This is a genomic window from Actinacidiphila alni, from assembly GCF_900112845.1.
Classification (GTDB): domain Bacteria; phylum Actinomycetota; class Actinomycetes; order Streptomycetales; family Streptomycetaceae; genus Actinacidiphila; species Actinacidiphila alni.
In genome coordinates this window covers 1-21,936 of sequence record NZ_FONG01000039.1, presented here as the reverse complement: position 1 = coordinate 21,936, position 21,936 = coordinate 1, and the positions used below count along the sequence as shown (strand labels likewise).

Genomic DNA, 21,936 nt, shown 5'->3' with positions numbered 1-21,936 from the left:
CCCAGTAGACGACTGGGTTGATAGGCCAGATGTGGAAGCCCTGTGAGGGGTGGAGCTGACTGGTACTAATAGGCCGAGGGCTTGTCCATTGTTGCTCGCGTTCACTGTGTGGTTCTGAAACAACCAGCCCACCTGTCCCCTTGGGGCGGGTGTGTGTTTCATGGTGTTTCGGTGGTCATAGCGTGAGGGAAACGCCCGGTTACATTCCGAACCCGGAAGCTAAGCCTTTCAGCGCCGATGGTACTGCAGAGGGGACTCTGTGGGAGAGTAGGACACCGCCGAACAATTTTTGAGCTCGGGTCCTCCGAATTTTATTCGGAGGACCCGAGCTTTTTCGCGTTGTACGGTCGTGTGATGCGGTACGAGATACGGCCGGTGGCGCCGGCCGAGTGGCAGCGGCTCCGGGCACTGCGCCTTGCGGCCCTTCAGGACCCGGTCAGCAGCATGGCCTTCGCGCGCACGTACGCGGAGGAGTCCGAGCTGAGCGACGAGGTGTGGCAACGCCGGTCCTCCGGCACCGGGGCCCAGCAGTTCGTGGCGGTGGATCGTACGGCGGACGCCTGGGTCGGCATGCTCACCGTCATCGTCGAACGCCCCGGCTACCTGTCCGTCAACGCGGTCTATCTGGTTCCCGAGGCCCGTGGCACCGGCCTGGCCGAGCGGCTCTTCGCCGCCGCCATCGCCTGGGCGTGGGACCGTACCGACCGCGTGCACCTGTGGGTGCACGAGAACAACGGCAGGGCCGAGGCGTTCTATCAGCGATTCGGATTCGTCCGGACCGGCGAGACGATGAAGTATCCGCTCAATCCGTCCGAGACGGAGTACGAGATGGTGCTCCTGCGGGACCGCTGACCAGTCAGGCGATGCGGGCGAGGTCGTCCGCGCGTACGGCGCCCAGCAGCGGCTCGCCGCGCGTCCAGCGTTCGACCTCGTCGACGGCGTAGGCGCCGAGCCGCCGTACTTCGGTGCCCTGGCAGCCGGCGATGTGCGGGGTGAGCAGCACATTGCGCAGGCTGTGCAGGGGGTGGTCGCGGGGCAGCGGCTCGGGGTCGGTGACGTCGAGATACGCGTCGAGGCGGCCGGCGGCGCACTCGCGGGTGAGGGCCTCGGTGTCGACCAGCCGGCCGCGCGCGGTGTTGATGACGGCGGCGCCGTTCCGCATCAGGCCCAGTCGGCGGGCGTCCAGGAGGTGGTGCGTCTCGGGCAGGTCGGGGGCGTGCACGGTGACGATGTCGGAGGCGGCGCACAGCGTGTCGAGGTCGGCGGACTCGGCGCCGAGCGCTGCGGCTTCGGCGGGGGAGACGTACGGGTCGGCGAGCAGGACGCGGTAGTCGGCGGGGGCGGCGAGGAGCCGGGCGATGACGCCGCGGCCGATCCGTGAGGCGCCGATGACGCCGACGACGGCGCCGTCCGCGCCGCGCCGGTCGGCGTACGCGGGGAGCCGGCCGGCGGTGTAGTCGACGGCGGCGCCGAGTGCGCGGCGGGCGGCCAGGACGACGGTGGCCATGGTGAAGTCCACGACCGGTCCGGCGTTGGCGTCGGCGGCCGACGAGACGGCGATACCGCGCTGCCACACCTCGGGCCTGACGTGGCCCTTGACGGTGCCGGCGGCGTGGATGACGGCGCCGAGCCGGGGCGCCAGGCCGAGCAGAGCGGTGTCGACGGCGGGTGCGCCCCAGCCGGTGAGCAGGATGTCGGCGTCGGCGAGCGCGGCCGTGGCCTCGGGTGTCGTGGCATCGGTGACCAGTGCGGGGTGAACGGCCGCGAGGGCGTCGAGCCGGGTGCGCAGGGCGGCCGGAAGGACCAGATCGAGGATGTCCGGGCCCATCGCCAGCACCAGCTTCGGACGCTCCGCCATGTCTGCCCCTCACGTGTGGCGATCCAGGTCGATGCCATTGCTGTACATGTAATCGGTTTCTTGCGCTGCTTCCGAGATTACGGGCGCTGCTGGCGGAGGTCAACGTCTTGCGGTGCGCGAGGGGTTGACCTGTCGTAGTAACCGGTTTAGGTTCCGTCCCACCTTGAGCGTCGAGGAGGACGCGATGGCGATTGCCGAACGGGACGCCACCCGCCGCGCCGATGCGGCGGGCGCGTCCGAAGGACGTGTGAAGCCTGGGCGCGGCTCGCGCCGCAAACGGCTGCGCAGGGACGCCGTGCTCCTCGCGCTGATGGTGCCGGGCGTGGCGTATTTCCTGCTCTTCCACTACGGCGCGATGGTCGGCAACGTCATCGCGTTCAAGGACTACGTGCCCTTCGACGGGCTGTGGGCCAGCCAGTGGGTGGGCTTCTCCAACTTCCAGCGGATGTTCGAGGACCCGGACTTTTGGGCCGCGGTCGTCAACACCCTGTGGATAGCGCTGCTCCAGCTCGTCTTCTTCTTCCCCGTGCCGATCGCGCTGGCGATGCTGCTGCACAGCCTGACCAGGGACAGTGTGCGGCGGTTCGTGCAGAGTGTGGCGTATTTGCCGCACTTCCTGTCGTGGGTCATCGTCGTGGCCCTCTTCCAGCAGGTGCTCGGCGAGACCGGGGCGCTCAACAGCCTCCTCGGCGACGCCCATCTGCACACCGTGAACATCATCGGGAACCCCGACGCGTTCAAGCCGCTGGTCGTGGCGCAGGTGATCTGGAAGGACTGCGGCTGGGGCACGATCATCTTCCTGGCCGCGCTGTCCCAGGTCGACGAGCAGCAGTACGAGGCCGCCGCGATCGACGGCGCCGGTCCGTGGCGGCGCTTCTGGCACGTCACGCTGCCGTCGATGCGGCCGATCATCGTGCTGCTGCTGATCATGCGGCTCGGCGACATCCTGTCGGTCGGCTTCGAGCAGATGTTGCTCCAGCGGCCGTCGGTCGGCCCCGAGGCGGCCGAGATCATCGACACCTTCGTCTACTACAAGGGCATCATCGGCGGCGACTTCGGCTATGCCGCCGCGGCCGGGCTCTTCAAGGGCGTCGTGGGCGCCGTACTCGTCTACGCCGCCAACAAGGTGGCGCACCGGCTCGGTGAGCAGGGGGTCTACCGATGAGCAGCGCTGCCGAATCCTCTCGTCCCGTACGGCTGTCCCGGTCGTCCAGGCAGGCCCGTCCCGTACGGCCGGCCTGGATGGAGAAGCCGAAGCCGGTCACCCAGGCCGCCAAGGCGGTGGCGCTCATCGCCGTGGTGCTGCTGGTCACCGTGCCGTTCCTGATCATCGTCTCGACCAGCCTCGCCTCCAACAAGGACGTCGTCGCCAACGGCGGCTGGGTGCTGTGGCCGGAGCACCCGACACTGCGCGCCTACCGGGAGATCTTCGACGGCAGCATCGTCACCCACGCGCTGTGGGTGAGCGCCGGGGTGACCGTCATCGGCACCGCCGTCAGCCTGGCCTGCACGATCGGTCTCGCGTACGCGCTCAGCCGCCCGCAGGTCTTCGGCGGCAAGCCGATCCTGCTGATGATCCTGTTCACCTTCCTCTTCCCGCCCGGCATGATCCCCGGCTTCCTGCTGGTCAAGGGCCTGAACATGCTCGACAGCTACTCGTCGCTGATCGCGCCCGTGCTGATCAACGTGTTCAACCTGGTGGTGCTGCGCGGCTTCTTCCAGTCGATCCCGGGCGAGCTGTACGAGGCGGCCCGGCTCGACGGCGCGGGGGAGTGGCTGATCCTGCGCAGGATCGTGCTGCCGCTGTCCAAGGCGGCCCTCGCGGTGGTCGGCCTCTTCTACGCCGTCTCGTACTGGAACGCCTGGTTCTACGCGTCGATCTACCTCAACTCCGACCACTGGCCGCTGCAACAGGTGCTGCGCACGTACGTCATCGGCGGCGCGCAACTCGCGGACTCCGGTGCCAGCGAGGCGGGGATGGTGTCGTCGCCGCAGACCATCCAGATGGCGGTGCTGGTGGTGGCCACCGTGCCGATCCTCCTCGTCTACCCCTTCCTCCAGAAGTACTTCACCAAGGGCGTGCTCACCGGCGCCATCAAGAGCTGACCCGTACCTCCCGAAAGGACCCACCGTGAGTACCTCGTCGTTCTCGCGGCGTACGCTGCTGCGCTCGATCGCCGCAGGTGGCGCCGCACTTGCCGCCCCGTCCGTGCTCGCCGCCTGCTCGTCCTCCTCCTCCGGCCACGATGTGAGCAACGCCGGCAAGAAGCTCGCGCCGTGGCCCACGTATCAGCCCTTCAGCGGGCCCGCCGCCGATCTGCCGGGCACGGCGGACGGGGTGCAGCCGGGGTATCTGACCTATCCGAAGAAGCTGGTCAGTGCGGTCGCGGACAAGCCTGGCAACGGCGAGACGATCAAGGTGATGACGATCACCTACGGCACACCGCCCAAGCCGGCGTCGTCCAACAAGTTCTGGGCCGCGGTCAATGAGGCGCTGGGTGTGAACATCGAGTTCACCGTGGTGCCGGACTCCGACTACGACAACAAGATGGCGACGCTCATGGCGGGCAACGACCTGCCGGACGTCATCAATCTCGGCGGCGGCCATGTGCTGCCGCGCGAGGCGCAGTTCGTGCAGGCCAAGTGCGCGGACCTGAGCGAGTACGTCTCCGGTGACGCGATCAAGGACTACCCGAATCTGGCGAACATCCCGACCTACGCGTGGCAGGACATGGGCCGGATCAGCGGGCGCATCCTCGGCATACCTGTGCAGCGGTCCGCGCCCGGCACCACGCTGTGGATCAACAACGACATCTTCACGGCGGCCGGCATGAAGGACGGCTGGACGTCGGACGATTTCATGGCGGTGGCCAAGGAGGCGACGCACGGCAAGAAGTACGCGCTCGGCGCGGCGCAGCAGACCGGCTTCGGCTTCGCGGTGCACACGATGGCGTTCGGCGCGCCGCAGGAGTGGAAGCTCGACGGCGGGCATTTCGTCGACGCGTACGGCACCGAGGAGTACAAGGCGGCGCTGGAGTTCATGGTGAAGCTGCGCCAGGCGGGCACCTACCTGCCGAACGCGCTCAGCACCTCCACCGTGGACTGCAAGACGCTCTTCTACAACGGCACGGTCGCCTCGATGGGGGACGGCTTCGGCGCGCTGACCACCAGCATCCCGAGCATCAAGGACGCCTTCGTGCTGGACGGCGCGGTGCCGTACTCGCCTTCGGGCGGCGGCAAGCCCGGCATGGAGCGGGCCCGTGGGATCTTCGGCTACACCATCTTGAAGAAGGCCGAGCCGGAGCGGATCAAGCTGATCCTGCGCGTGCTGGACTACCTGGCGGCGCCCTTCGGCACCAAGGAGTACGAGCTGACGCACTTCGGCATCGAGGGCACGCACTTCACGCGCGACGCCGAGGGCTCGCCGATCCCGACCGACCTCGGCCTGGTGGAGAGCACCGTGAATCTGCCGATCAAGTACCTGTCGGACGCGCCGCAGGTGCTCTACCTGCCGGGGCGGCCGGAGGACGTCAAGCGCAACCACGCGTGGCAGACGAAGATCGCGCCGATGCTGGTGCGCAATCCGCGCTTCGGGCTCCAGTCGGAGACGTCCACCCGGTCGGGCGCCGCCATCGCGCAGTTCCGGCTGGACACGATCGGCGCGATCGTCGCCGGACGCAAGCCGCTGAGCGCCTGGGACGACGCGGTGAAGAAGATGCGTTCGGACGGTCTGGACAAGATCGCCGCGGAATACGCGACGGATTACGCCGCCAACCACTGAGCCCTCCATGGCTGCCGCCCGGCCTCGGACTACTACGCTGGGTGGCAGCGCGGGGGTGCCGCGGGTGCCGGCCGTGGGTGGTGTGCTGCGGTGCGTGGGCCGCGGGCCGTCGTGGGCCGTGGGGCATGGGCTCCCGGTCGTTGAGGGAATCGGATGGCGGGGATGGCGGAGACTGCACCTGAGCACACGGGCCCGGACGCGGTCCCGGGCCCGGATCCCAAGGCGGGCCCGGATTCGGGTCCCGATCCGGCGGACGGGGCCGAGCAGGCGGCGGCCGGTGCCGCTCCGGCCCCGGTGAGCGGCGGCGGGAGCCGGCGCGTCACCATCCGCGACGTCGCCGTACGGGCGGGCGTCTCGGTCGCCACCGTCTCCCGGGCGCTGGCCGGGAACTACCCGACCTCGGCCGCCGCGCGCGCCAAGGTGCTGCGGGCGGTCAAGGACCTCGACTACGTCATCGACGGGCGGGCCCGCGCCCTGGCCGGCACGGGACCCAAGACCGTCGCCGTGATCATGATGTCCGTGGACAGCTACTTCTTCGCGGCCGTCGCCCAGGGCGTGGAGCAGGAGGCCGCCGCGCGCGGCCGGCTGTGCATGGTGTGCAGCCACGGCGGCGACGAGGCGCGCGAGCTGGCGCTGGTGCAGATGATGCGTGAGCAGCGCGCCGAGATCGTCATCCTGGTCGGCGGCGCCGTCGAGGACGAGGCGTACCGCACACGGCTGACCGAGTACGCGCACGGGCTCGCCGCGGCGGGCTCCCGGCTCGTGCTGTGCGGGCGGCCCGCGCCGAGCCCGGACACGCCGGTCATCGTCGTGGACTACGACAACGAGGCGGGCGCGTACGCCGCCGTCAGCCATCTGCTGTCGGCCGGCCACCGGCGCATCCTCTACCTGGGCACGATGCCCGGGCACAGCACCGCCGAGCCGCGGGTGCGCGGCTACCAGCGGGCGCTGGCCGACCACGGCCTCGGTCCCGAACACCAGCGGATCGCCGGGATCGGCCTCGGCCGCACCAACGGTTACAACGCCATGCGGGACCTGCTCGCCGACTGCGACGGCACGCCGGACTTCACGGCCGTCTTCGCCGGCGACGACCTGGTGGCCGCCGGAGCGATGGCCGCCCTGCGCGAGCGCGGCCTGCGCACACCGCAGGACATCTCGGTGGTCGGCTACAACAACGACGATGTCGCTCAAGACCTCAACCCTCCCCTCACCACGGTGAACATCCCTTCCTACGAACTGGGCCGCGCCGCCGTCCGGCTCGCCCTCGCCGAGGAGGACGCCGCCCTTCCCGGCACCGCCCGCGGCACCACTCAGACCCGCCATCTGCTGGGCACGCACATCATCCTGAGGGAGTCCGTGCGGCGCGCGGCCCCCGAGGAGGCCACCCGCTGACGGCCCGGCGGCGCCGGCGGCGCCGGGGCCACCGGCCGTGTCACGGTTGCGCCGCCACCCGGTGCCGCAGCAGCGTCCCGAAGCCCGCCGCCTCGATCCGTGCCGCGAATTCGGCCTCGGTGAGCCCGAATTCCTCCGCCGTGGCGGCGAGCCGCCAGTCGTGGGCGGCCAGCCGCGCCAGCAGATGCCCGCGCCGTATCTGCGCCTCCGACAGCCGGAACGTCTTCAGATAGGCGACGGCCCCGTCCGCGTCGGTGATGACCTCCCCGATGTGGTTCTCCTCGCGCGGCCGGAAGGCGGGCAGGAAGCGCGACAGCGTGAAGCCGCCCATCCCGTACACCTTCCGCGAGGTGTAGTCCGCGTCCAGCAGACCGGCCGCCATCGTCCCGTCGTGGAACTCCGCCCACGCCCGCCGCTCGGCGGCCACCGCAGCCCGCAGGTCCGCCGTCGACCGCACCCGGCTCTCGTCGATCCGCGGCACGAAGTCCGGCACGGCCGCGCTCAACAGGGCGTACTGATGGACCAGTTCCCCGTACAGGTCCTGCACGAGCGTCGCGTGCAGCGCCCGGTAGTCCTCCGGATGGGGGACGACGAAGGCCGCGGCGAGAGCGTCGGCCGCGTGGACCAGCACCCCGCACTGCCCCGGGTGTATCTCGAACACCTTCAGCGCGTCGCCCAGCCCCCGCACGGTCGTACCGACGTACGCCTCCTCCACCCGCGGCGAGAGGCCCTGCCGCAGCGCCCGCTGCGACCACTCCTCCCAGGCGATCGTGGGGCCGCCGAAGTGCAGCGACAGATAGCCCTCAAGCGCCAGGTGCAGCGGCAGGAACCGCAGCCGGTGCTTGGCCTCGCGCCGCGCCATCCGGCGGTGGATGCGCAGCGGCATCGACGCGACCGGCTCCGGCGCGCGATGGGCGCGGCCCCGCCCGTCGGGTGTCCGGCCGCCGGCACCCTGCCCGCGCCCGCCACCCGACTCGCCGTTCCCACCGCGCAGTTGGGTCCCGTACGCGGCGGCGGGACCCGAGTCGCCGCTGTCGGCGCCCCAGTCGGCGACGAAGCCGTGCGGAATGTAGGAGGTGTACGCCGTACGCGGCCCGACGGTGACCACGCCGACGCTGTCGCAGTAGAGCCGCGGGTGCAGGCGCAGGCCCGGCAGCGGTTCGGCCCGGACCAGCGGGACCAGGCGGATGCCGCCCCACACCTGGGATGGGCGGGTCTCGAGCCCGGCCAGGTCGAGGCGCAGGGTGCCGGTGGTGGTCATCGTGCCTCCTCGGACGCGGTCAGGAACGCCGCGATGCGGCTGTCCAGATGGGCGCGCAGCTCGGCCAGTCCGGTGCGGCCGGTGGCGAACTGCGCGAGTCCGACCAGCGACGGCAGATCCTCGGCGTCCCGGATGCCGGCGGTGGGCACGTCCGGGGCGAGCCGCCGCACATCGAAGCCGTCCGCGTCGTACACCGGGTTGAGATGCACGACCGACACCCGGCCGTCCGGGTCGAGCCGGGTCCGCCACACCCGCAGCACCTCGGCGGCCAGTCCGGGCGGTGCGTTGTCCCAGCCGTCGGAGACGATCAGCAGCCGGTCGGGGCCGGTCTCCAGCGCGTCGAGGATCCGCTCCCCGAGCGGCGTCGACCCGTGGGGGAAGGTCAGCAGGGCATCACGGCGTCCCGATGTCCACAGGGGTGTGTAGGTGTCGGCGAGTGCCTCCAGCAGATAGTGCGCGGCGAGCGCGACCGCGAGCGGACGACGCCGCTTCTGGCCCGAGCCGTACGCGGAGAAGCTGTCGTCGAGGACGGCGGCGACCCGTCCCCAGCCACGCTCGCCACCGGTCGCGCGGCGTGCTGCGGCCCGCAGAGCCGTGGTCAACTCCTCGCGTCGCTCGCTCCTTTCGTCCAGCGACAGACCCAGCACATAGGTGGCGAGCCGGGTCAGCGGCATCCTCCTCAGATCGGTTGCTACCGCCTTCGCGCCCCGCTCGCGCGCCGACTCCTGGAGTCGCAGCCGCTCCAGCCGGGTCATCCGGGGCGCGATCCGCTCCAGGAACGCGGCCCGGTCGATGCCGTGCCGGGCGGCGAAGCCCTCCGCGACGGTGAACGGCAGCTCGTAGACGGCCGCCTGCTCGTAGTGCGCGCGCCGCCAGGTCTCCAGCAGCGGTGTCCCGTACTGCCGACGGGCGCGCGGTGCGAACAGGAAGTCCCCCAGCTCCTTTTCCGGTGCAGGCAGGTGAGCATGGCGCAGGGCCTTCTTCACCCCGGTCCGGTACTTGACGGCGTCGAACGCCGGGTCGGGTCTGGCAGCCAGCCAGTCCCGCATGATTGCGCGCGTGCGACGGTTGTTGACCTTCGCGCGGCGCAAAGCGGCGAACAGTGTGTAGACCCGCTGCGGCGGCAGCGCGGCGAGTCGGCGGGCGATAAGCCGTCCTTCGGTGCGGCGCTGCTCGGCGGTCGCCTCGGTCGAGGTTTCCAGCAGTCGGCGCACGATCAGCGCGGCGTTGTGGTCGTTGATGTCGAGGGCGAGCGTCGCGGCGTACAGATCGCGGTAGTTGCCGATCATGTACGCGTGCAGGAAGTCGAGGGACAGGTGCTGTTCGTAGGCGTCGGAGTGGAACTCGCGCTGCGCGGTGGACGTGATGGCGGCATTGGCGAAGAGGAGGACGTCCTCCGCTGCGATCAGTCCTTCGGCGCGCATGGCTTTTCCCCCGTTCAGGCAATGGTGTGTGAGTGATAGGTGGTAAGTCCTGGGTGCCGACCGGGGAATGAGGGCGCGAGCTGCGAATCATTGCTTCAGAGGCAGGTTCCGGAAGTCGCGACGGAGTCCCGCGGTCGGCACTCGAAAGGTAACAGGGACCGCCGGATCGCTCGCGGAGTTTTCCACAGGGGCAATTTCGGCGGATGAGTTATCCACAGGCCGGGGACGGATTTCCCCGCGCGGGTGCCGAGGAGCGGATACTGAAGATCGAACGCGGATGATCTTTGACAACTCAACAGGGGAATCGGACGTGCGAGTGCGCGGGCGCGGGTACGGGCGGGCGTGCCTGCGCAGGCGGGCGCGGGATGTGGAGGTGCGCGGGCGGGCGCGGGCCTCAGCGAATGCGGACGGCGTCCGGCACGGACGGCGGGAGCGTGTCGGCGGTCTCGTCGCCGAGAGCCAGCCGCATGTCCGCGTGCTGCCACAGCGGCGCGCGCCAGCGCGCGAGGGCCTGCTCGGGCGAGCGGAGCACGGCGAGGGTGGGAAGGCCGGAGTGGTGCCCGGCGCCCAGCAGTTCGGGCAGGTCGGGGAGCGGGGCCAGCGCGGCGACGTCGTCCAGCACGAAGGTCAGTGGTGGGTCGAGCCGACCGGCGGATGACGTTGCGGCCACGCGCCGGCCGTGCTCGACCACGCTGGAGACGAGTGCGGTGAGCAGGGGCATCGCACCCACGTGGGTCCGCGGATCCTCGATGCGCTCGCCCACTACATAAAGGGTGCCCCGCTCGGCGACGAATGACTCCAAGTCGAGGCCACCTGAACGGGGCGGATTGCACGCGTCCCGAATGTGCACCGCGTTCAGCGGTTCGAGGGTCTGGCGGATCAACGCCTGCGCGGCGTCCCGGCGTTCGGGGTGGGCGTGCAGCACCGACTCCAGCTCGCCGCTCCACCCCGAGGCGGCTCCGGTGTCGGTGCGCAGGATCCGCACCGCCTCACCGGCCGAGGCAGCGCTCCCCGACCAGCGCTGCACCTGGCGGAAGGGCCCGCCGTCCAACGCCGCGGCGTGCAGCCAGCAGCGCAGCAGCGTGACGGCCGTGTCGTGGACGATCGCCTCGTCCGCACGCGCGGTCCGCAGCGGGGCCAGCAGAGCCGACGCGCGTATGCCCGCGGTCTCCGGGCGCTCGCAGCCGCCGTGCGGCGCCCACCGCAGCCGCCCGGGGACGTCGAGCAGGTGCGCCGGGTCGTAGACGTGGACCGGCCCGAGCTTGCTGCGGTTGCCGACGGTCTGCTGATACGTGTCCGGGTCCGCGGTGGTGACCACGGCCGGCCCCGCCGCGGCCAGCACGGCGGGCTGCACGATCCGCTTGGCCTTGTCCCCGCGCGGGCTGGCGAACAGCGCGTAGGTGCGGGTCACTTCGCCACCGGGCAGCGGGTCGGCGGCAGGGTGCGGGATCTGCGCGGCGGCGGCCGTCACGGGAGCGGCAGCCGGATCGGCGGCCGGGGCACCGACCGGTTCGAAGCGCGTGGTCGGAGCGTCCTCGCGCGGTCCCGCCGCGCCCGGCACCGAGCGGAACCAGGCGTCCAGGCCGTCGTCGCCCGCGGCCTTCGACGCGACCGCCTGGCCACGGCGACGTCGCGGCGCCGGCAGCGGCGCGCGCTCCACCGGTGCTGGCGCGGGGGCGGGCGGTGCCTGACGGGGGGATCTGAGGCGGGCACGAGCACGGGCCACCGTGTTCAGCACGAAGACCGCCAGGACGATCAGCACCATGAACTGGCTGATGAAGATGCCCCAGAACAGCCCCGAACCGGGCAGTTCCCCGGTGGGCGCGCCGGGCCAGGCGGCCGGGATGTCGTGCGGGTCGGCGATCAGATGCCGCATGGCCTGCGGGGTGCGGGTGAAGTGCACATCGTCGGGCCAGCCGCCGTGCGAGAGGACGCCCGCGATGCCGGTGGCCGTCCACACCAGCAGCGTCACCCCGAGCAGGAAGGCGAGAATGCCGACGATCAGACCGTCCGGCATGCCCCCCGAGGACTCGCGCTTCTTCCCGGCCATGTCATGCCACCGCGTCGTCGGCCATTTGCTTGGCCAGTGCCACCTGGGCGGCGGCGTGTGCCTCGGCGCGGGCCTCTGCCTCGGCCTCCGCCGCCGCTTCGGCCTCGTGCTCCAGCGAGCTCTCGGTCATAGCGCGGTCGGTGAAGACCAGCGGGCGCTCCGCCTCGGTGATGAGGTGCTTGACGACCTGCACATTGCCGTTGACGTCCCAGACGGCGATGCCGGGGGTGAGCGTCGGGATGATCTCCACCGCCCAGCGTGGCAGGCCGAGCACCCGGCCCGTGGCACGCGCCTCGTCGGCCTTCTGGGCATAGATGGTCCGGGTGGAGGCCATTTTCAAGATGGCGGCGGCCTCCTTCGCCGCCGCGCCGTCCACGACGTCCGAGAGGTGGTGGACGACGGCGACGAAGGACAGGCCGAGCCGGCGGCCGAACTTCAGCAGCCGCTGGAAGAGCTGCGCCACGAAGGGCGAGTTGATGATGTGCCAGGCCTCCTCGACGAGGAAGATGCGTTTCTTCCGGTCGGGACGGATCCAGGTGTGCTCCAGCCACACACCGACGATCGCCATCAGGATCGGCATCGCGATCGAGTTGCGGTCGATGTGCGAGAGGTCGAAGACGATCAGTGGCGCGTCCAGGTCGATGCCGACGGTGGTGGGCCCGTCGAACATGCCGCGCAGGTCACCGTCGACCAGCCGGTCGAGCACCAGGGCCACGTCCAGGCCCCAGGCGCGGACGTCGTCCAGATCGACGTTCATCGCCTCCGCCGACTCCTCCAGCGGGTGCCGCAGCCGCTCCACGATGTCGGTGAGGATCGGCTGCCGGTCGGTGATCGTCTCGATCACATAGGCGTGCGCGACCTTCAGGGCGAAGCCGGACCGCTCGTCCAGGCCGCGGCCCATCGCGACCTCGATGATCGTGCGGAGCAGCGCGAGCTGCCCGGTGAGGGTAATCGCCGGGTCCAGCGGGTTGAGCTTGATGCCGCCGTCGAGGGCGGCCATCGGGTCCAGCCGGATGGGAGTTAAACCCATCGCCTTCGCGATGAGATTCCACTCGCCGACGCCGTCCTCTCCCTGGGCGTCGAGCACCACGACCTGCCGGTCACGGAAGCGCAGCTGGCGCAGCACATAGGTCTTCTCCAGCGCGGACTTGCCGTTTCCGGACTCGCCGAGGACCAGCCAGTGCGGGGCGGGCAGCTGCTGGCCGTAGAGCTGGAAGGGGTCGTAGATGTAGCCCTTGCCCGAGTACACCTCACGGCCGATGATGACGCCGGAGTCACCCAGACCCGGGGCGGCCGTGGGCAGGTAGACGGCCTGGGCCTGACCGGTGGAGGTGCGCACCGGCAGCCGTGTCGTCTCCACCCGGCCGAACAGGAAGCTGGTGAACGCGTCCGTGAGCGCCCCAAGAGGGTCCAGCATGGGCATGGCGGCGGCCTCCTCGTACGGGCGGACTAGCGGCGGATGCCGGTCGCGAACGGCAACGTATTAACGAATGCCCGGTGGTGCTCACGATCGCACCATTCGAGCTTCAAATACGACTTACCGGCGGAAGCGCGAATGGTGCGCTTGTCGCGCGCCAGCGCTTCCGGGGAGCGCGAGGACACCGTGATGTAGCCGACGAGATTGACGCCCGCGGCGCCGCTCGCCAGATCCTCGCCGCGCTGGTCGATCCGCCCGTGGTGGGCGACATCGCGCGGGTCGACGACCCGGTTCATCTTCGCGGCGCGGCTGGCGTCGGCGTCGTCGTTGGTCTTCTCGGTCAGCATCCGCTCGATCGCCACATCGGTGGGTTCGAGATCCATGGTGACCGCGACCGTACGGATCACGTCCGGGGTGTGCACCAGCAGCGGCGCGAGGAAGTTGACGCCGACCGGGGTCATCGGCCATTCCTTGACCCACGCGGTGGAGTGGTGCCAGGGCGCCCGGGTCGAGGACTCCCGGGTCTTGGCCTGGAGATACGTCGGCTCGGTCGCGTCCAGTTCGGCCGGCCAGGCGTTGCGCCGGGTCATCGCCTGGATGTGGTCGATGGGGTGGTCCGGGTCGTACATCGAGTGCACCAGCGACGACAGCCGCGCCTGGCCGAGCGGTTGCCGGACCCGGATGTCGGCCTCGGCGAGGCGGGCGCAGATGTCGTTCAGCTCGCGGGCCATCACCGCGGCCAGGCCCGCGTCCTTGTCCACCTTCACGCCGCGGCCGGAGGTGGCCCGCGCCATCGCGTTGCCCTCCGCGGCCAGTTCGCGCGTGAAGTGCATGCACGCCACCAAGTAGGCGCGGTGCTGCTCGGAGGAGGTCGACACCATCGACTGGAGCTGGTCGTAGGAGTCCTTGAGCCAGTTGTCGGCGCCCGGGTCGCCGCGCAGGGCGACGTCCTTGGCGTGCGCGTCGGGGTCGGCGGGCAAGGTGCGGGCCAGCATCTGAAGCCGGGTCACGAAGCCGTCGCCGTTGGCCACATGCTTCAGCAGCGTCCCGAACCGCTCGACCAGCGCCTCTTGGTCCTCGCTGTCGCGCAGGCCCACACCGGGGCCCTCGATCTCGATGGCGGCCGTCACCGTACGCCGGTCGACATGGAGCAGCACGGCGATCTCGTCGGGCCCGAAAGGCGCCGCGAGCCAACTGATCCGCCCGATCCCCGGCGGCGGCCCGACCTCGACCTCGCGCCCGTCGAGCCCGACCCCGGCCTCCTCGACGCCCGACCGGTAGGTGGGAGAGACGCGCAGCGTACGGCGGAAGGTGCGGTTGATCTCGAACCAGCGGTAGAAGGTCCGCCGCCGGTACGGCATGTACACCGCGGCCAGGGCCAGCAGCGGCCAGCCCACCAGGCCGACGATACGCAGCAGCAGCACCGGGATCAGCAAGCCGCACATCATGCCGAGCGCGGCCCCGCCGATGATGAGCGCGATCTCCCCGGTGTCCCGGTTCTTGCCCACGATCGCGTTGGGCCGGGCCTTGCCGATCAGATACGTGCGGCGCGGCTGGGCGAAGGGCTGGGTCGTCACCGGCGATCACCTCCCTGCGAAGTGCCGTTGTTCGAGCCTGAGCCCGTACCTTTGCCGAAGGTCGAGCCGAAGTTTCCGCCCCCGAAGCCGTTGCCGCCGGTGCGCGGGCCGCCGCCTCCGCCGCTCCCGCCCGACGAGCCGGGATTGCCGGTACGGCTGCTGTGCGCGGCCACCCCGCCGGCCACCGGGTTCGACGGCTGCGAGCCGCCGCCCTGGGCCTGCTCCTGCGGCCCGCCGCGCGCGCTGTGCGTGTTGATGCCCTGCCGGACCAGCGCGGCCGGCGAGGAGATCACGGCGGCGGCCTGGCTCTGGCCGCTGGCCTTGCGGTTGTTGCGCAGATTCACCACGTCGTCGCCGAAGCCCGGCACGAAGCGGTAGATCATCGCGCTCGCGAAGATCGCCAGCAGGATGATCGACAGGCCGGAGACCACCGCCGAGAAGGCGTCGGGGCCGTCCTTGGACGACGACAGCGCCCCGGCGAGCCCCAGCACGATCACGATCACCGGTTTCACCAGGATCACCGCGATCATGATCCCGGCCCAGCGGCGGACGTGACCCCACATGTTCTTGTCCACGAGCCCCGCGTACACCGCGGTGCCCAGCAGCGCGCCGACGTACAGCAGGGCCGCCCGGATGACGAGTTCCAGCCACAGCACGCCGGCCGCGAGCACCGACACCAGGGACACCACGATCAGCATAATCGGGCCGCCGCCGATGTCCGTGCCCTTGGTCAGCGCGGCCGAGAACGACCCGAAGAACACGTCGGTGTTGGAGTCCGTCCCCGTCGAGATGACCTGCGTCACACCGTCCGTCGCCGACACCACGGTGTACAGCACCAGCGGCGTGAACGCCGACGCCAGCACCGTCAGCCACAGAAACCCGACGGCCTCCGTCAGCGCCTCCGTCAGCGGCACTCCGCGCACCGCCCGCTTTGCCACCGCCAGCAGCCACAGCACCAGCGTCAGAATCGTCGACGCCGCGAATACCACCGCGTACTGCCGCAGGAACGCCGTATTGGTGAAGTCCACCTGCGACGTCTTCGTCACCGCGTCCGACAGTTTGTCCACCGTCCACGCCGCGGCATCGGCACACCCCTTCCCGAGGGAGGTGAGGGGATCGACGGTGGAGTTGGGGTCGGTGCCGCCCTTGGTGGAGGTGGAGGGGGTGCCGTTCTCGCAGTACGACTTGGCCGGGCCACGGATGAGCGCGCAGGCGTCGTTGGTCGGGGCGGTGCCCGAGCCCGGCGCCGTCGGCTTGGGGGAGGGGTCGGCCAGGGCTCGCGTGGCGAGCATGACCACCGCGACCTGAGCACTGCTCAGGACCGCGGCCACGGTGAGGACACGACGACTACCGGGCATAGGTGAAGCCTCCGAACCCGTTCACGGCGTTGGCCATGTCCTGGGCCGACGAAGCGGCCTGGTCACGTCCTACGGGAGTGGGGCCGTCCTTCTGCTGGAAGGAGACGATCTTCCAGTCGTTGCCGACCCACGTCATCTCGAACGTGTTCGTGTACCAGCTCTCGGCCACCGGATTGGTGGACCCTTCGCCGGCCAGACCGAACAGTGAGGAGTACCAGACGCTCACGGTTGCCGAGTCCGCGTCGACCTTCTCCGCCTTGGCGCCGACCGGGTTGACCCGCGAGATGAAGGACATCCCGCTGGGCGCCGAGCCGTCGGGCTTGAGCCCTATCCGTTGCAGGAAGGCCGCGTCGGAGTAGACCTTGTCGAGATCGCCCTGCACTTTCGCGGCAGCGCTGGGCGCGTACACGGTGGCGACGATCTGGTGGCGGCGCGCCGCCGCGTACATGCCCTCACCGCCGAGGGCGATGGCGTAGTTCGCCGCCGCCGACTGCGCCCCTTCCCCGGTGTGCGGGAAGCCGGACGGGATGCCGCCGGTCTTGCCGGTGACCGGCTTCTGGCCGGAGGGGGCGGTCGCCGCGTCGGTGCCGCTCTTGCCGCCGGAGCCGCCGGAACCCGAACCTCCGGAGGAGGAGCTCGCGCCGGCCGAGGACCCGGAGCCGCGGCCGTCGGTGGACGAGGAGGAGGGGTGGGAGCCGCGGTTGGCGAAGGCGAGAGCGGCGACGAGGAGGGCGATGATGCTGACGACCGTGACCAGCGCGCGCCGCGGCTGGGCGCGGCGCGCGCCACCGCTGTGGCCGCCGTGGCCCTCGGGCATGCGGGTCCTGGTCGGGGGTCCGTCCTGACCGAGGCTCATGGTGCGGTCGCCCCCTGGGGCGCCCGCGCCGCGGGCACGCCGGAGCGGCGTGTGGCACGGACGGCACCGCTGCTTGGTTGAGTGGGCATCAGCACGCAGCCTCGGATGGGGAGGTGGAGCCGGGGACGGGCTCCAGGGACGTCGAAGGGGAACGGGCAGGACAGGGAAGGAGACGAGGTCGCAGGCGCTAGACGGCCATCCCGTACACGATGGTGAACAGTGTGCCGAGCGATCCGATGATGAACACGCCGGTCAGGCCGGCGATGATCAATCCCTTGCCCTGCTCCGCGCTGAAGGTGTCGCGCAGAGCCGTCGCGCCGATCCTCTGTTTGGCCGCGCCCCAGATCGCGATGGCCAGGCACAGCAGGATCGCCACCGCCATGACCACTTCGATCATCACACGCGCTTCATTGCCGAGGGACCCGAAGGGTCCCCAGTCCGGTGCGATGCCACCGATGATGGTGTTGATGTCGCCCTTAGCGGCTGCCACGAACATGTAACTCACCACCCCGCTCGATCAGTTGGCACCCTCGCCGGGGCGCAAGGGTCCAGGGTCTATCTTGACCGAGGATGACGCTGTTGCATGTCGACTCAGCGACTTTCTCGGCGGATCGTCCGTGTGATCCGGCCCGCAGCCGTCAAAATAGTGCGCGGACCGGTGTTCGATAGGACGTAGACGACTACTCTGTGTATCACGAGCATCACCGTAGGGCAACGATGGGGACGTACGAGAACATACGGGCCCCGGAGCTGACCCGACGACAGACCCGAGAGCAGAAAGGGCCGCACCGTGGCGCGGAAGATCTGGCTCCCCGTCATTATCGGCTGCGGCCTGTGTGCTTCGTTCCTCGCGCTGCTCGTGGTGGGTACGTATTCGGCCGCCGCGGGGCTGGCCGGCCGCGGCAACGGCGGGACGGTGACGCTCGCCAAGGGATCGGTTCCGGCCATATATCAGCCGCTGGTGCAGAAGTGGGGCAATCTCTGCCCCGCGCTCAACCCGGCGCTGCTCGCCGCCCAGCTCTACCAGGAGAGCGGCTGGAACCCGCGCGCGCAGAGTCCGGCCGCCGCGCAGGGCATCGCCCAGTTCATCCCCGGCACCTGGGCAACCCACGGCCTGGACGCCAACGGTGACGGCAAGTCGGACGTCTGGGACCCCGAGGACGCGATCCCGTCGGCCGCCTCGTACGACTGCGAGCTGGCGTCGTACGTGAAGAACGTGCCGGGCAATGTCACCGACAACATGCTGGCCTCGTACAACGCGGGCGCGTACGCGGTGATAAAGGCCGGCGGCGTCCCGCCGTACGCCGAAACCCGCAATTACGTGAAGGTCATCACCAACCTCGCCAAGAGCTTCGCGGCGCCGGTCGGCCGGGTCGCGCCGTCCCAGCAGGCGGCCGGGGCGATCTACTACGCGCAGCAGCGGCTCGGCACGGACTATCTGTGGGGCGGCGAGGGTACGGCGGCGCAGGGCGGACGGTTCGACTGCTCGGGGCTGACGCAGGCCGCGTACCACTCGGTGGGCATCGAGCTGCCGCGCGTGGCGAACGACCAGTGGAACGCCGGCGCGCACCCGAGCCGCGCCGATCTCCTCCCCGGCGACCTCGTCTTCTTCGCCACCGACCTCACCGACCCGCGGACCATCCACCATGTCGGGATCTACGTCGGCGGCGGCTACATGATCGACGCGCCGCACACCGGGGCGAAGATCCGCTTCGATCCGATCGGCTCGGCCGACTACATCGGGGCGACCCGCGTCACCCGCGACGGGGCGGCGGCGCTGCCGACGGCGCTCTGAGAGACCCTCAGCACCCGTCGGCACCTGTCAGCTCCCGTCATCCATAAGCGGAGCGTGAGGCCCTGGCCTGCGAGTGGCCCGCAAAAGGGCCGGAACGGCCGCTCCGGTCACCCTTGGATAACGGCATGGTGATCTTCTGGCGAAGACCGGAACACTACGTAGCGTATCGACCGTTGTACGGGGAAGAATGGCGCGGGACGCAAGCGACGGGGGTTGCAGACGAGCCGAGCCGTACAGGCACAGTCAGTGAGTTGCTAGGTAAGGGGCACCACCATGGCAGCGGTCGCCAATGACAGCGTGAACCCCGATATCAGCCTGCTCCGTGACATCAACGGTCTGGCGAAGCGGTCGCCGCACGGCGTCGACCGGGCGGTGGAGATTCTCGGCGGGTACGGGCTGATCGGCCTCACCCTGCTGCTGGCCGCGCTGTGCTGGTGGCGGGTCGCCCGCCGCGCCCCGGTCGCCGACGCGCCGGCCGCCGTCGCCGGAGTGGCCTGGTCCGGCCTCGCCGCCGGCATCGCCCTCCTGCTCAACATCCCGATCAGGGCGCTCGTCCAGCGCCCCAGACCCTCCGTCGACCACGACGGCCTCGACGTCCTGGTCCACGGCCCGGCCCACCACTACGCCTTCGTCAGCGACCACGCGACGCTGATCGCGGCCGTCGCCGTCGGCCTCTTCATGGTCAACCGCAAGGCCGGCGCGGTCGCCATACTCCTCGCCCTCGCCGAGGGCTTCGCCCGGATCTACGTCGGCGTCCAGTACCCGACGGACGTGATCGGCGGCTTCGCCCTGGGCGCCGCCACCACCCTGCTGCTGGCCCCGCTCGCCCTCGCCGTCCTCACCTCCCTCGCCACCGCCGTCTCCCACACCCGAGCGGCCCCCCTCATCTACTCCCGCCGCCACCCCCGCCCCACCCCCGCCGACCCCACCACCCCGTACCCGCAACAGCGCGCGGACGACAAGCGCCTGGCGGCGTAGGCAGCAGGGGGCACCCGCCCCACGACCTCACATGTCGCCGGGCCGGGGTGCGGCCGGGGCGCCGTCGACGTCCATGCACAGGGAGATCGGCGAGCCCCCCTTTCCGCCGGCGCGGCGCAGCTCCGCGTGGACCAAGCCGCTGGGCAGGCGGGTGAAGACGGGCGGCCGGCTGCTGTCGGCCTTGAAACGGCGGGCCGTTTCGGTCACCTGGGCGCGCTGGGCTTCGGTGAGGTCAGCCTCGGGGATGACGCGCGAGGTGCCGTTGACGGCGTTCACCAGGAGCTGGGTCTGGCTCGTGGCCTTCGCGTTGAGCCGGATCCACGAACCGTCGGCGAAGGTGAGACGCAGATCGGGATAGGCGCCCGAGTACGGCATGACCTCGGCGGTGGTGACCGTGGAACGCGGCGTCGACCAGAGGACTTCGGCGGCGTCCGGGCTCTTCGGCCCGTAACCGAGGACGTACACGGTCCGGTCGGTGACCGCGAGATCCGTGGCGAGGTGCTCCACGCGGTCCGGGTCCAGCTCCCAGGGCACGGTACGCGCGAGAGTGCCGCGCTCGGCCCACATCACCGGGAAGTCCTCGACCTCGTTCTCGGGCTCACGCGATTCACTCGGATCGCGCGGCTCCCGCGGGTCGCTACCCACCCCCGACGGGCCGCCCAGATTGACGATCGCCCCGACCACGGTGGGGACCCAGCGCAGGAGCCCGTTGACCGCCCGCTGCCCGCGCTGTTCACCCGTGTCCAGCACCGCGAACTCCGGCTGCCCCGGCCAGTCCTCCTCCGCCTGCAACTCCCGCTCGATGTCCCGCCGGTCGGCACCCCGGAACGACCGCCGCCCCTCGACCAGCGGGGCCACGCCCGTCGCGAACTCGACCGGCCACCGCATCTGCAGCACCTCACCGGGCGCCGGCTGCCACGTCATTCCCTGTGCCCCACTCGGTTGCCCCACTCAGTGATCGGTCGCGGACTGATGAAAGCGGTTCCCCAGATGTACAGCCTCGCCGATGTGCTGCGGTATCGACCACACCTTCGGGGCGATCTTGAGGCCCGCGTCGATGTTCCGGCCGAGGTTGGTCAGCGGGTCGACGGCGAATCGGCTCTCCTTGGCGATGACGTTCCACCCCTTGGTGCCGAGAAGCTGCCCCTTGGCGATGTTGTTCTCCGCCACCATGGCCAGACGCCCCTTCAGCCCGGTCGCGCTGAGCCCCTCCACGCCCTTCTTCCCCCACAGCGCGATGTTCTTGAACTTCACGCCGCCGGAGACGACCTCGTCCGCCTTCCCGACCCAGTTGATGCCCTCCGTCGCGCCCTTGGTGATGGCCGAGCCCACCTTGTAGGCCCTGCCGAGCTGCACCGCGCGCTCCGCCGCCGTCACCCCCTTGACGGCCGTCGACGCGCCCTTGGTGAACGCCGTCAGCCCCGGAATCGCGCCGAGTGCGTCGAAGCCGATGCTCATCCAGCTCACGTCGGCGCCGGCGGCCTTGGCGACCAGGTGCGTGACCAGCGCCAAGGCACTCGTCGCCACGGCCAGCCCGGCGAAAATCGCGCCGATGGGCTCGAAGGGCAGCGTCAGGATGGCGAGCATCCCGAGGATGCCGCTGAGGTCGCTGAGGAGGTCGCCGATGAGTTTGATGAGGTCGGCGTGGTCCTTGACCCATTGGACGGTGTCGTTCCAGGCGTCTTCGATGCCGTGGACCATGCGGCTGAACAGGCCGGGTTTGTCGGGGGCGATGTCGCCGGCTTTGTCGAGGTCGTGGCTGATGGCGTTGGCGGCGTTGGTGAAGCGGTTGTGGAGTTCTTCGGCGCGGTGGCGTACGCCGTCCAGGGCGTTGTTGGCGTCGGTGACGGCCTGCTGTTTCTTCTTGGCCTCGGCTGCGGCGTGCGGGTCCGGGTCGGGGGACGCCTCGGGTTGCGGGTGCGGGGCGCCGTCGTCCGGCGGGATGCCGGCGGCGGTTTTGGCGTGGTCGAGGGTGCCTTGTTTGGTGGCGGCTTCGCGTTCGAGTGCGTCGGCTTCGTCCTGGAAGCCGTGGAGTTGGTCGGCCCAGCGGCCCAGTGCGCTGGAGGCGCGGCCGAAGGAGTCGTGTGCCTTCTTGATCAGCGGGGTGACGTCGCTGTCGATGTGGGAGATGAAGGCTTTGGCGGCCTCGCCCTTCCAGTAGCCGCAGTCCAGCCGGTCCAGCTCGGAGA

General features: G+C 70.4%; 18 protein-coding genes and 2 rRNA genes. 9 read left to right on the top strand and 11 right to left on the bottom strand.

Translation table 11 applies throughout. From position 1 onward, the window contains the following. The 3 genes from BM076_RS35035 to BM076_RS35025 all read left to right on the top strand — a co-directional run. Positions 1-89, top strand: a 23S ribosomal RNA gene (locus BM076_RS35035); the annotation flags it as partial. 78 nt (positions 90-167) lie between these two features. After that, positions 168-284 (top strand): 5S ribosomal RNA (gene rrf / locus BM076_RS35030). 70 nt (positions 285-354) lie between these two features. Further along, the gene (locus BM076_RS35025) at positions 355-852 is read left to right on the top strand and encodes a GNAT family N-acetyltransferase (RefSeq protein ID WP_093717818.1); all 498 of its coding nucleotides are present in this window, start codon (positions 355-357) and stop codon (positions 850-852) included. 4 nt (positions 853-856) lie between these two features. Here BM076_RS35025 and BM076_RS35020 read toward each other — a convergent pair whose 3' ends face one another. Then, on the bottom strand, positions 857-1,858 hold the full coding sequence (locus BM076_RS35020) for a hydroxyacid dehydrogenase (RefSeq protein WP_245796675.1): 1,002 nt from the start codon (positions 1,856-1,858) through the stop codon (positions 857-859). A gap of 184 nt (positions 1,859-2,042) precedes the next feature. Here BM076_RS35020 and BM076_RS35015 point away from each other — a divergent pair, with 184 nt between their 5' ends. From BM076_RS35015 to BM076_RS35000, 4 genes are all read left to right on the top strand, one after another. Further along, positions 2,043-3,023, top strand: coding sequence for an ABC transporter permease (locus BM076_RS35015; protein ID WP_407640753.1), 981 nt, complete (start codon positions 2,043-2,045; stop codon positions 3,021-3,023). A 77-nt stretch (positions 3,024-3,100) separates the two neighbouring features. Beyond that, positions 3,101-3,964 (top strand): carbohydrate ABC transporter permease, encoded by an 864-nt coding sequence (locus tag BM076_RS35010; protein WP_093717817.1) that lies wholly within the window; start codon positions 3,101-3,103, stop codon positions 3,962-3,964. Positions 3,965-3,989: 25 nt separating this feature from the next. Further along, positions 3,990-5,639, top strand: coding sequence for an extracellular solute-binding protein (locus BM076_RS35005; protein ID WP_093717816.1), 1,650 nt, complete (start codon positions 3,990-3,992; stop codon positions 5,637-5,639). A gap of 162 nt (positions 5,640-5,801) precedes the next feature. Beyond that, entirely contained in the window at positions 5,802-7,031 is a 1,230-nt protein-coding gene (locus BM076_RS35000; protein WP_093717821.1) for a LacI family DNA-binding transcriptional regulator, read from the top strand. Between the two features lie 40 nt (positions 7,032-7,071). Here BM076_RS35000 and BM076_RS34995 read toward each other — a convergent pair whose 3' ends face one another. The 8 genes from BM076_RS34995 to BM076_RS34960 all read right to left on the bottom strand — a co-directional run bounded on the left by BM076_RS34995 (position 7,072) and on the right by BM076_RS34960 (position 17,470). Next, on the bottom strand, positions 7,072-8,292 hold the full coding sequence (locus tag BM076_RS34995; protein WP_093717815.1) for an ARPP-2 domain-containing protein: 1,221 nt from the start codon (positions 8,290-8,292) through the stop codon (positions 7,072-7,074). Then, the gene (locus tag BM076_RS34990; RefSeq protein WP_093717814.1) at positions 8,289-9,716 is read right to left on the bottom strand and encodes a hypothetical protein; all 1,428 of its coding nucleotides are present in this window, start codon (positions 9,714-9,716) and stop codon (positions 8,289-8,291) included. Before BM076_RS34990 ends, BM076_RS34995 begins: the two co-directional genes overlap by 4 nt. 394 nt (positions 9,717-10,110) lie before the next feature. Then, positions 10,111-11,766, bottom strand: a complete 1,656-nt coding sequence (locus BM076_RS34985; RefSeq protein ID WP_093717813.1) for a type IV secretory system conjugative DNA transfer family protein — start codon at positions 11,764-11,766, stop codon at positions 10,111-10,113. 1 nt (position 11,767) lies between these two features. Next, complete coding sequence (locus BM076_RS34980) at positions 11,768-13,183, bottom strand: ATP-binding protein (protein ID WP_093717820.1); 1,416 nt, start codon at positions 13,181-13,183, stop codon at positions 11,768-11,770. Positions 13,184-13,215: 32 nt separating this feature from the next. After that, complete coding sequence (locus BM076_RS34975) at positions 13,216-14,760, bottom strand: SCO6880 family protein (protein ID WP_093717812.1); 1,545 nt, start codon at positions 14,758-14,760, stop codon at positions 13,216-13,218. Then, positions 14,757-16,118 carry a hypothetical protein gene (locus tag BM076_RS34970; RefSeq protein ID WP_093717811.1) on the bottom strand — a complete coding sequence of 454 codons (1,362 nt, stop codon included), beginning with the start codon at positions 16,116-16,118 and terminating at the stop codon, positions 14,757-14,759. The genes BM076_RS34975 and BM076_RS34970 overlap by 4 nt, the downstream gene beginning before the upstream one ends. Beyond that, positions 16,108-16,974, bottom strand: coding sequence for a hypothetical protein (locus BM076_RS34965; RefSeq protein ID WP_093717810.1), 867 nt, complete (start codon positions 16,972-16,974; stop codon positions 16,108-16,110). The genes BM076_RS34970 and BM076_RS34965 overlap by 11 nt, the downstream gene beginning before the upstream one ends. Before the next feature lie 187 nt (positions 16,975-17,161). Beyond that, a complete protein-coding gene (locus BM076_RS34960; protein ID WP_093717809.1) occupies positions 17,162-17,470 on the bottom strand; it encodes a hypothetical protein in 309 nt (102 codons plus the stop codon). 294 nt (positions 17,471-17,764) lie between these two features. On the opposite strand from BM076_RS34960, the gene BM076_RS34955 reads away from it, so the two are divergent. Next, complete coding sequence (locus tag BM076_RS34955; protein WP_177246771.1) at positions 17,765-18,769, top strand: bifunctional lytic transglycosylase/C40 family peptidase; 1,005 nt, start codon at positions 17,765-17,767, stop codon at positions 18,767-18,769. A gap of 273 nt (positions 18,770-19,042) precedes the next feature. Next, positions 19,043-19,747: a phosphatase PAP2 family protein gene (locus BM076_RS34950; protein ID WP_093717808.1), complete on the top strand. Its 705-nt coding sequence runs from the start codon at positions 19,043-19,045 to the stop codon at positions 19,745-19,747. Positions 19,748-19,774: 27 nt separating this feature from the next. On the opposite strand, the gene BM076_RS34945 is transcribed toward BM076_RS34950, so the two are convergent. Further along, positions 19,775-20,671 (bottom strand): hypothetical protein, encoded by an 897-nt coding sequence (locus BM076_RS34945; RefSeq protein WP_093717807.1) that lies wholly within the window; start codon positions 20,669-20,671, stop codon positions 19,775-19,777. A 27-nt stretch (positions 20,672-20,698) separates the two neighbouring features. After that, positions 20,699-21,936 (bottom strand): hypothetical protein (locus BM076_RS36975; protein ID WP_093717806.1); only part of this gene is annotated, 1,238 nt, incomplete at its 5' end.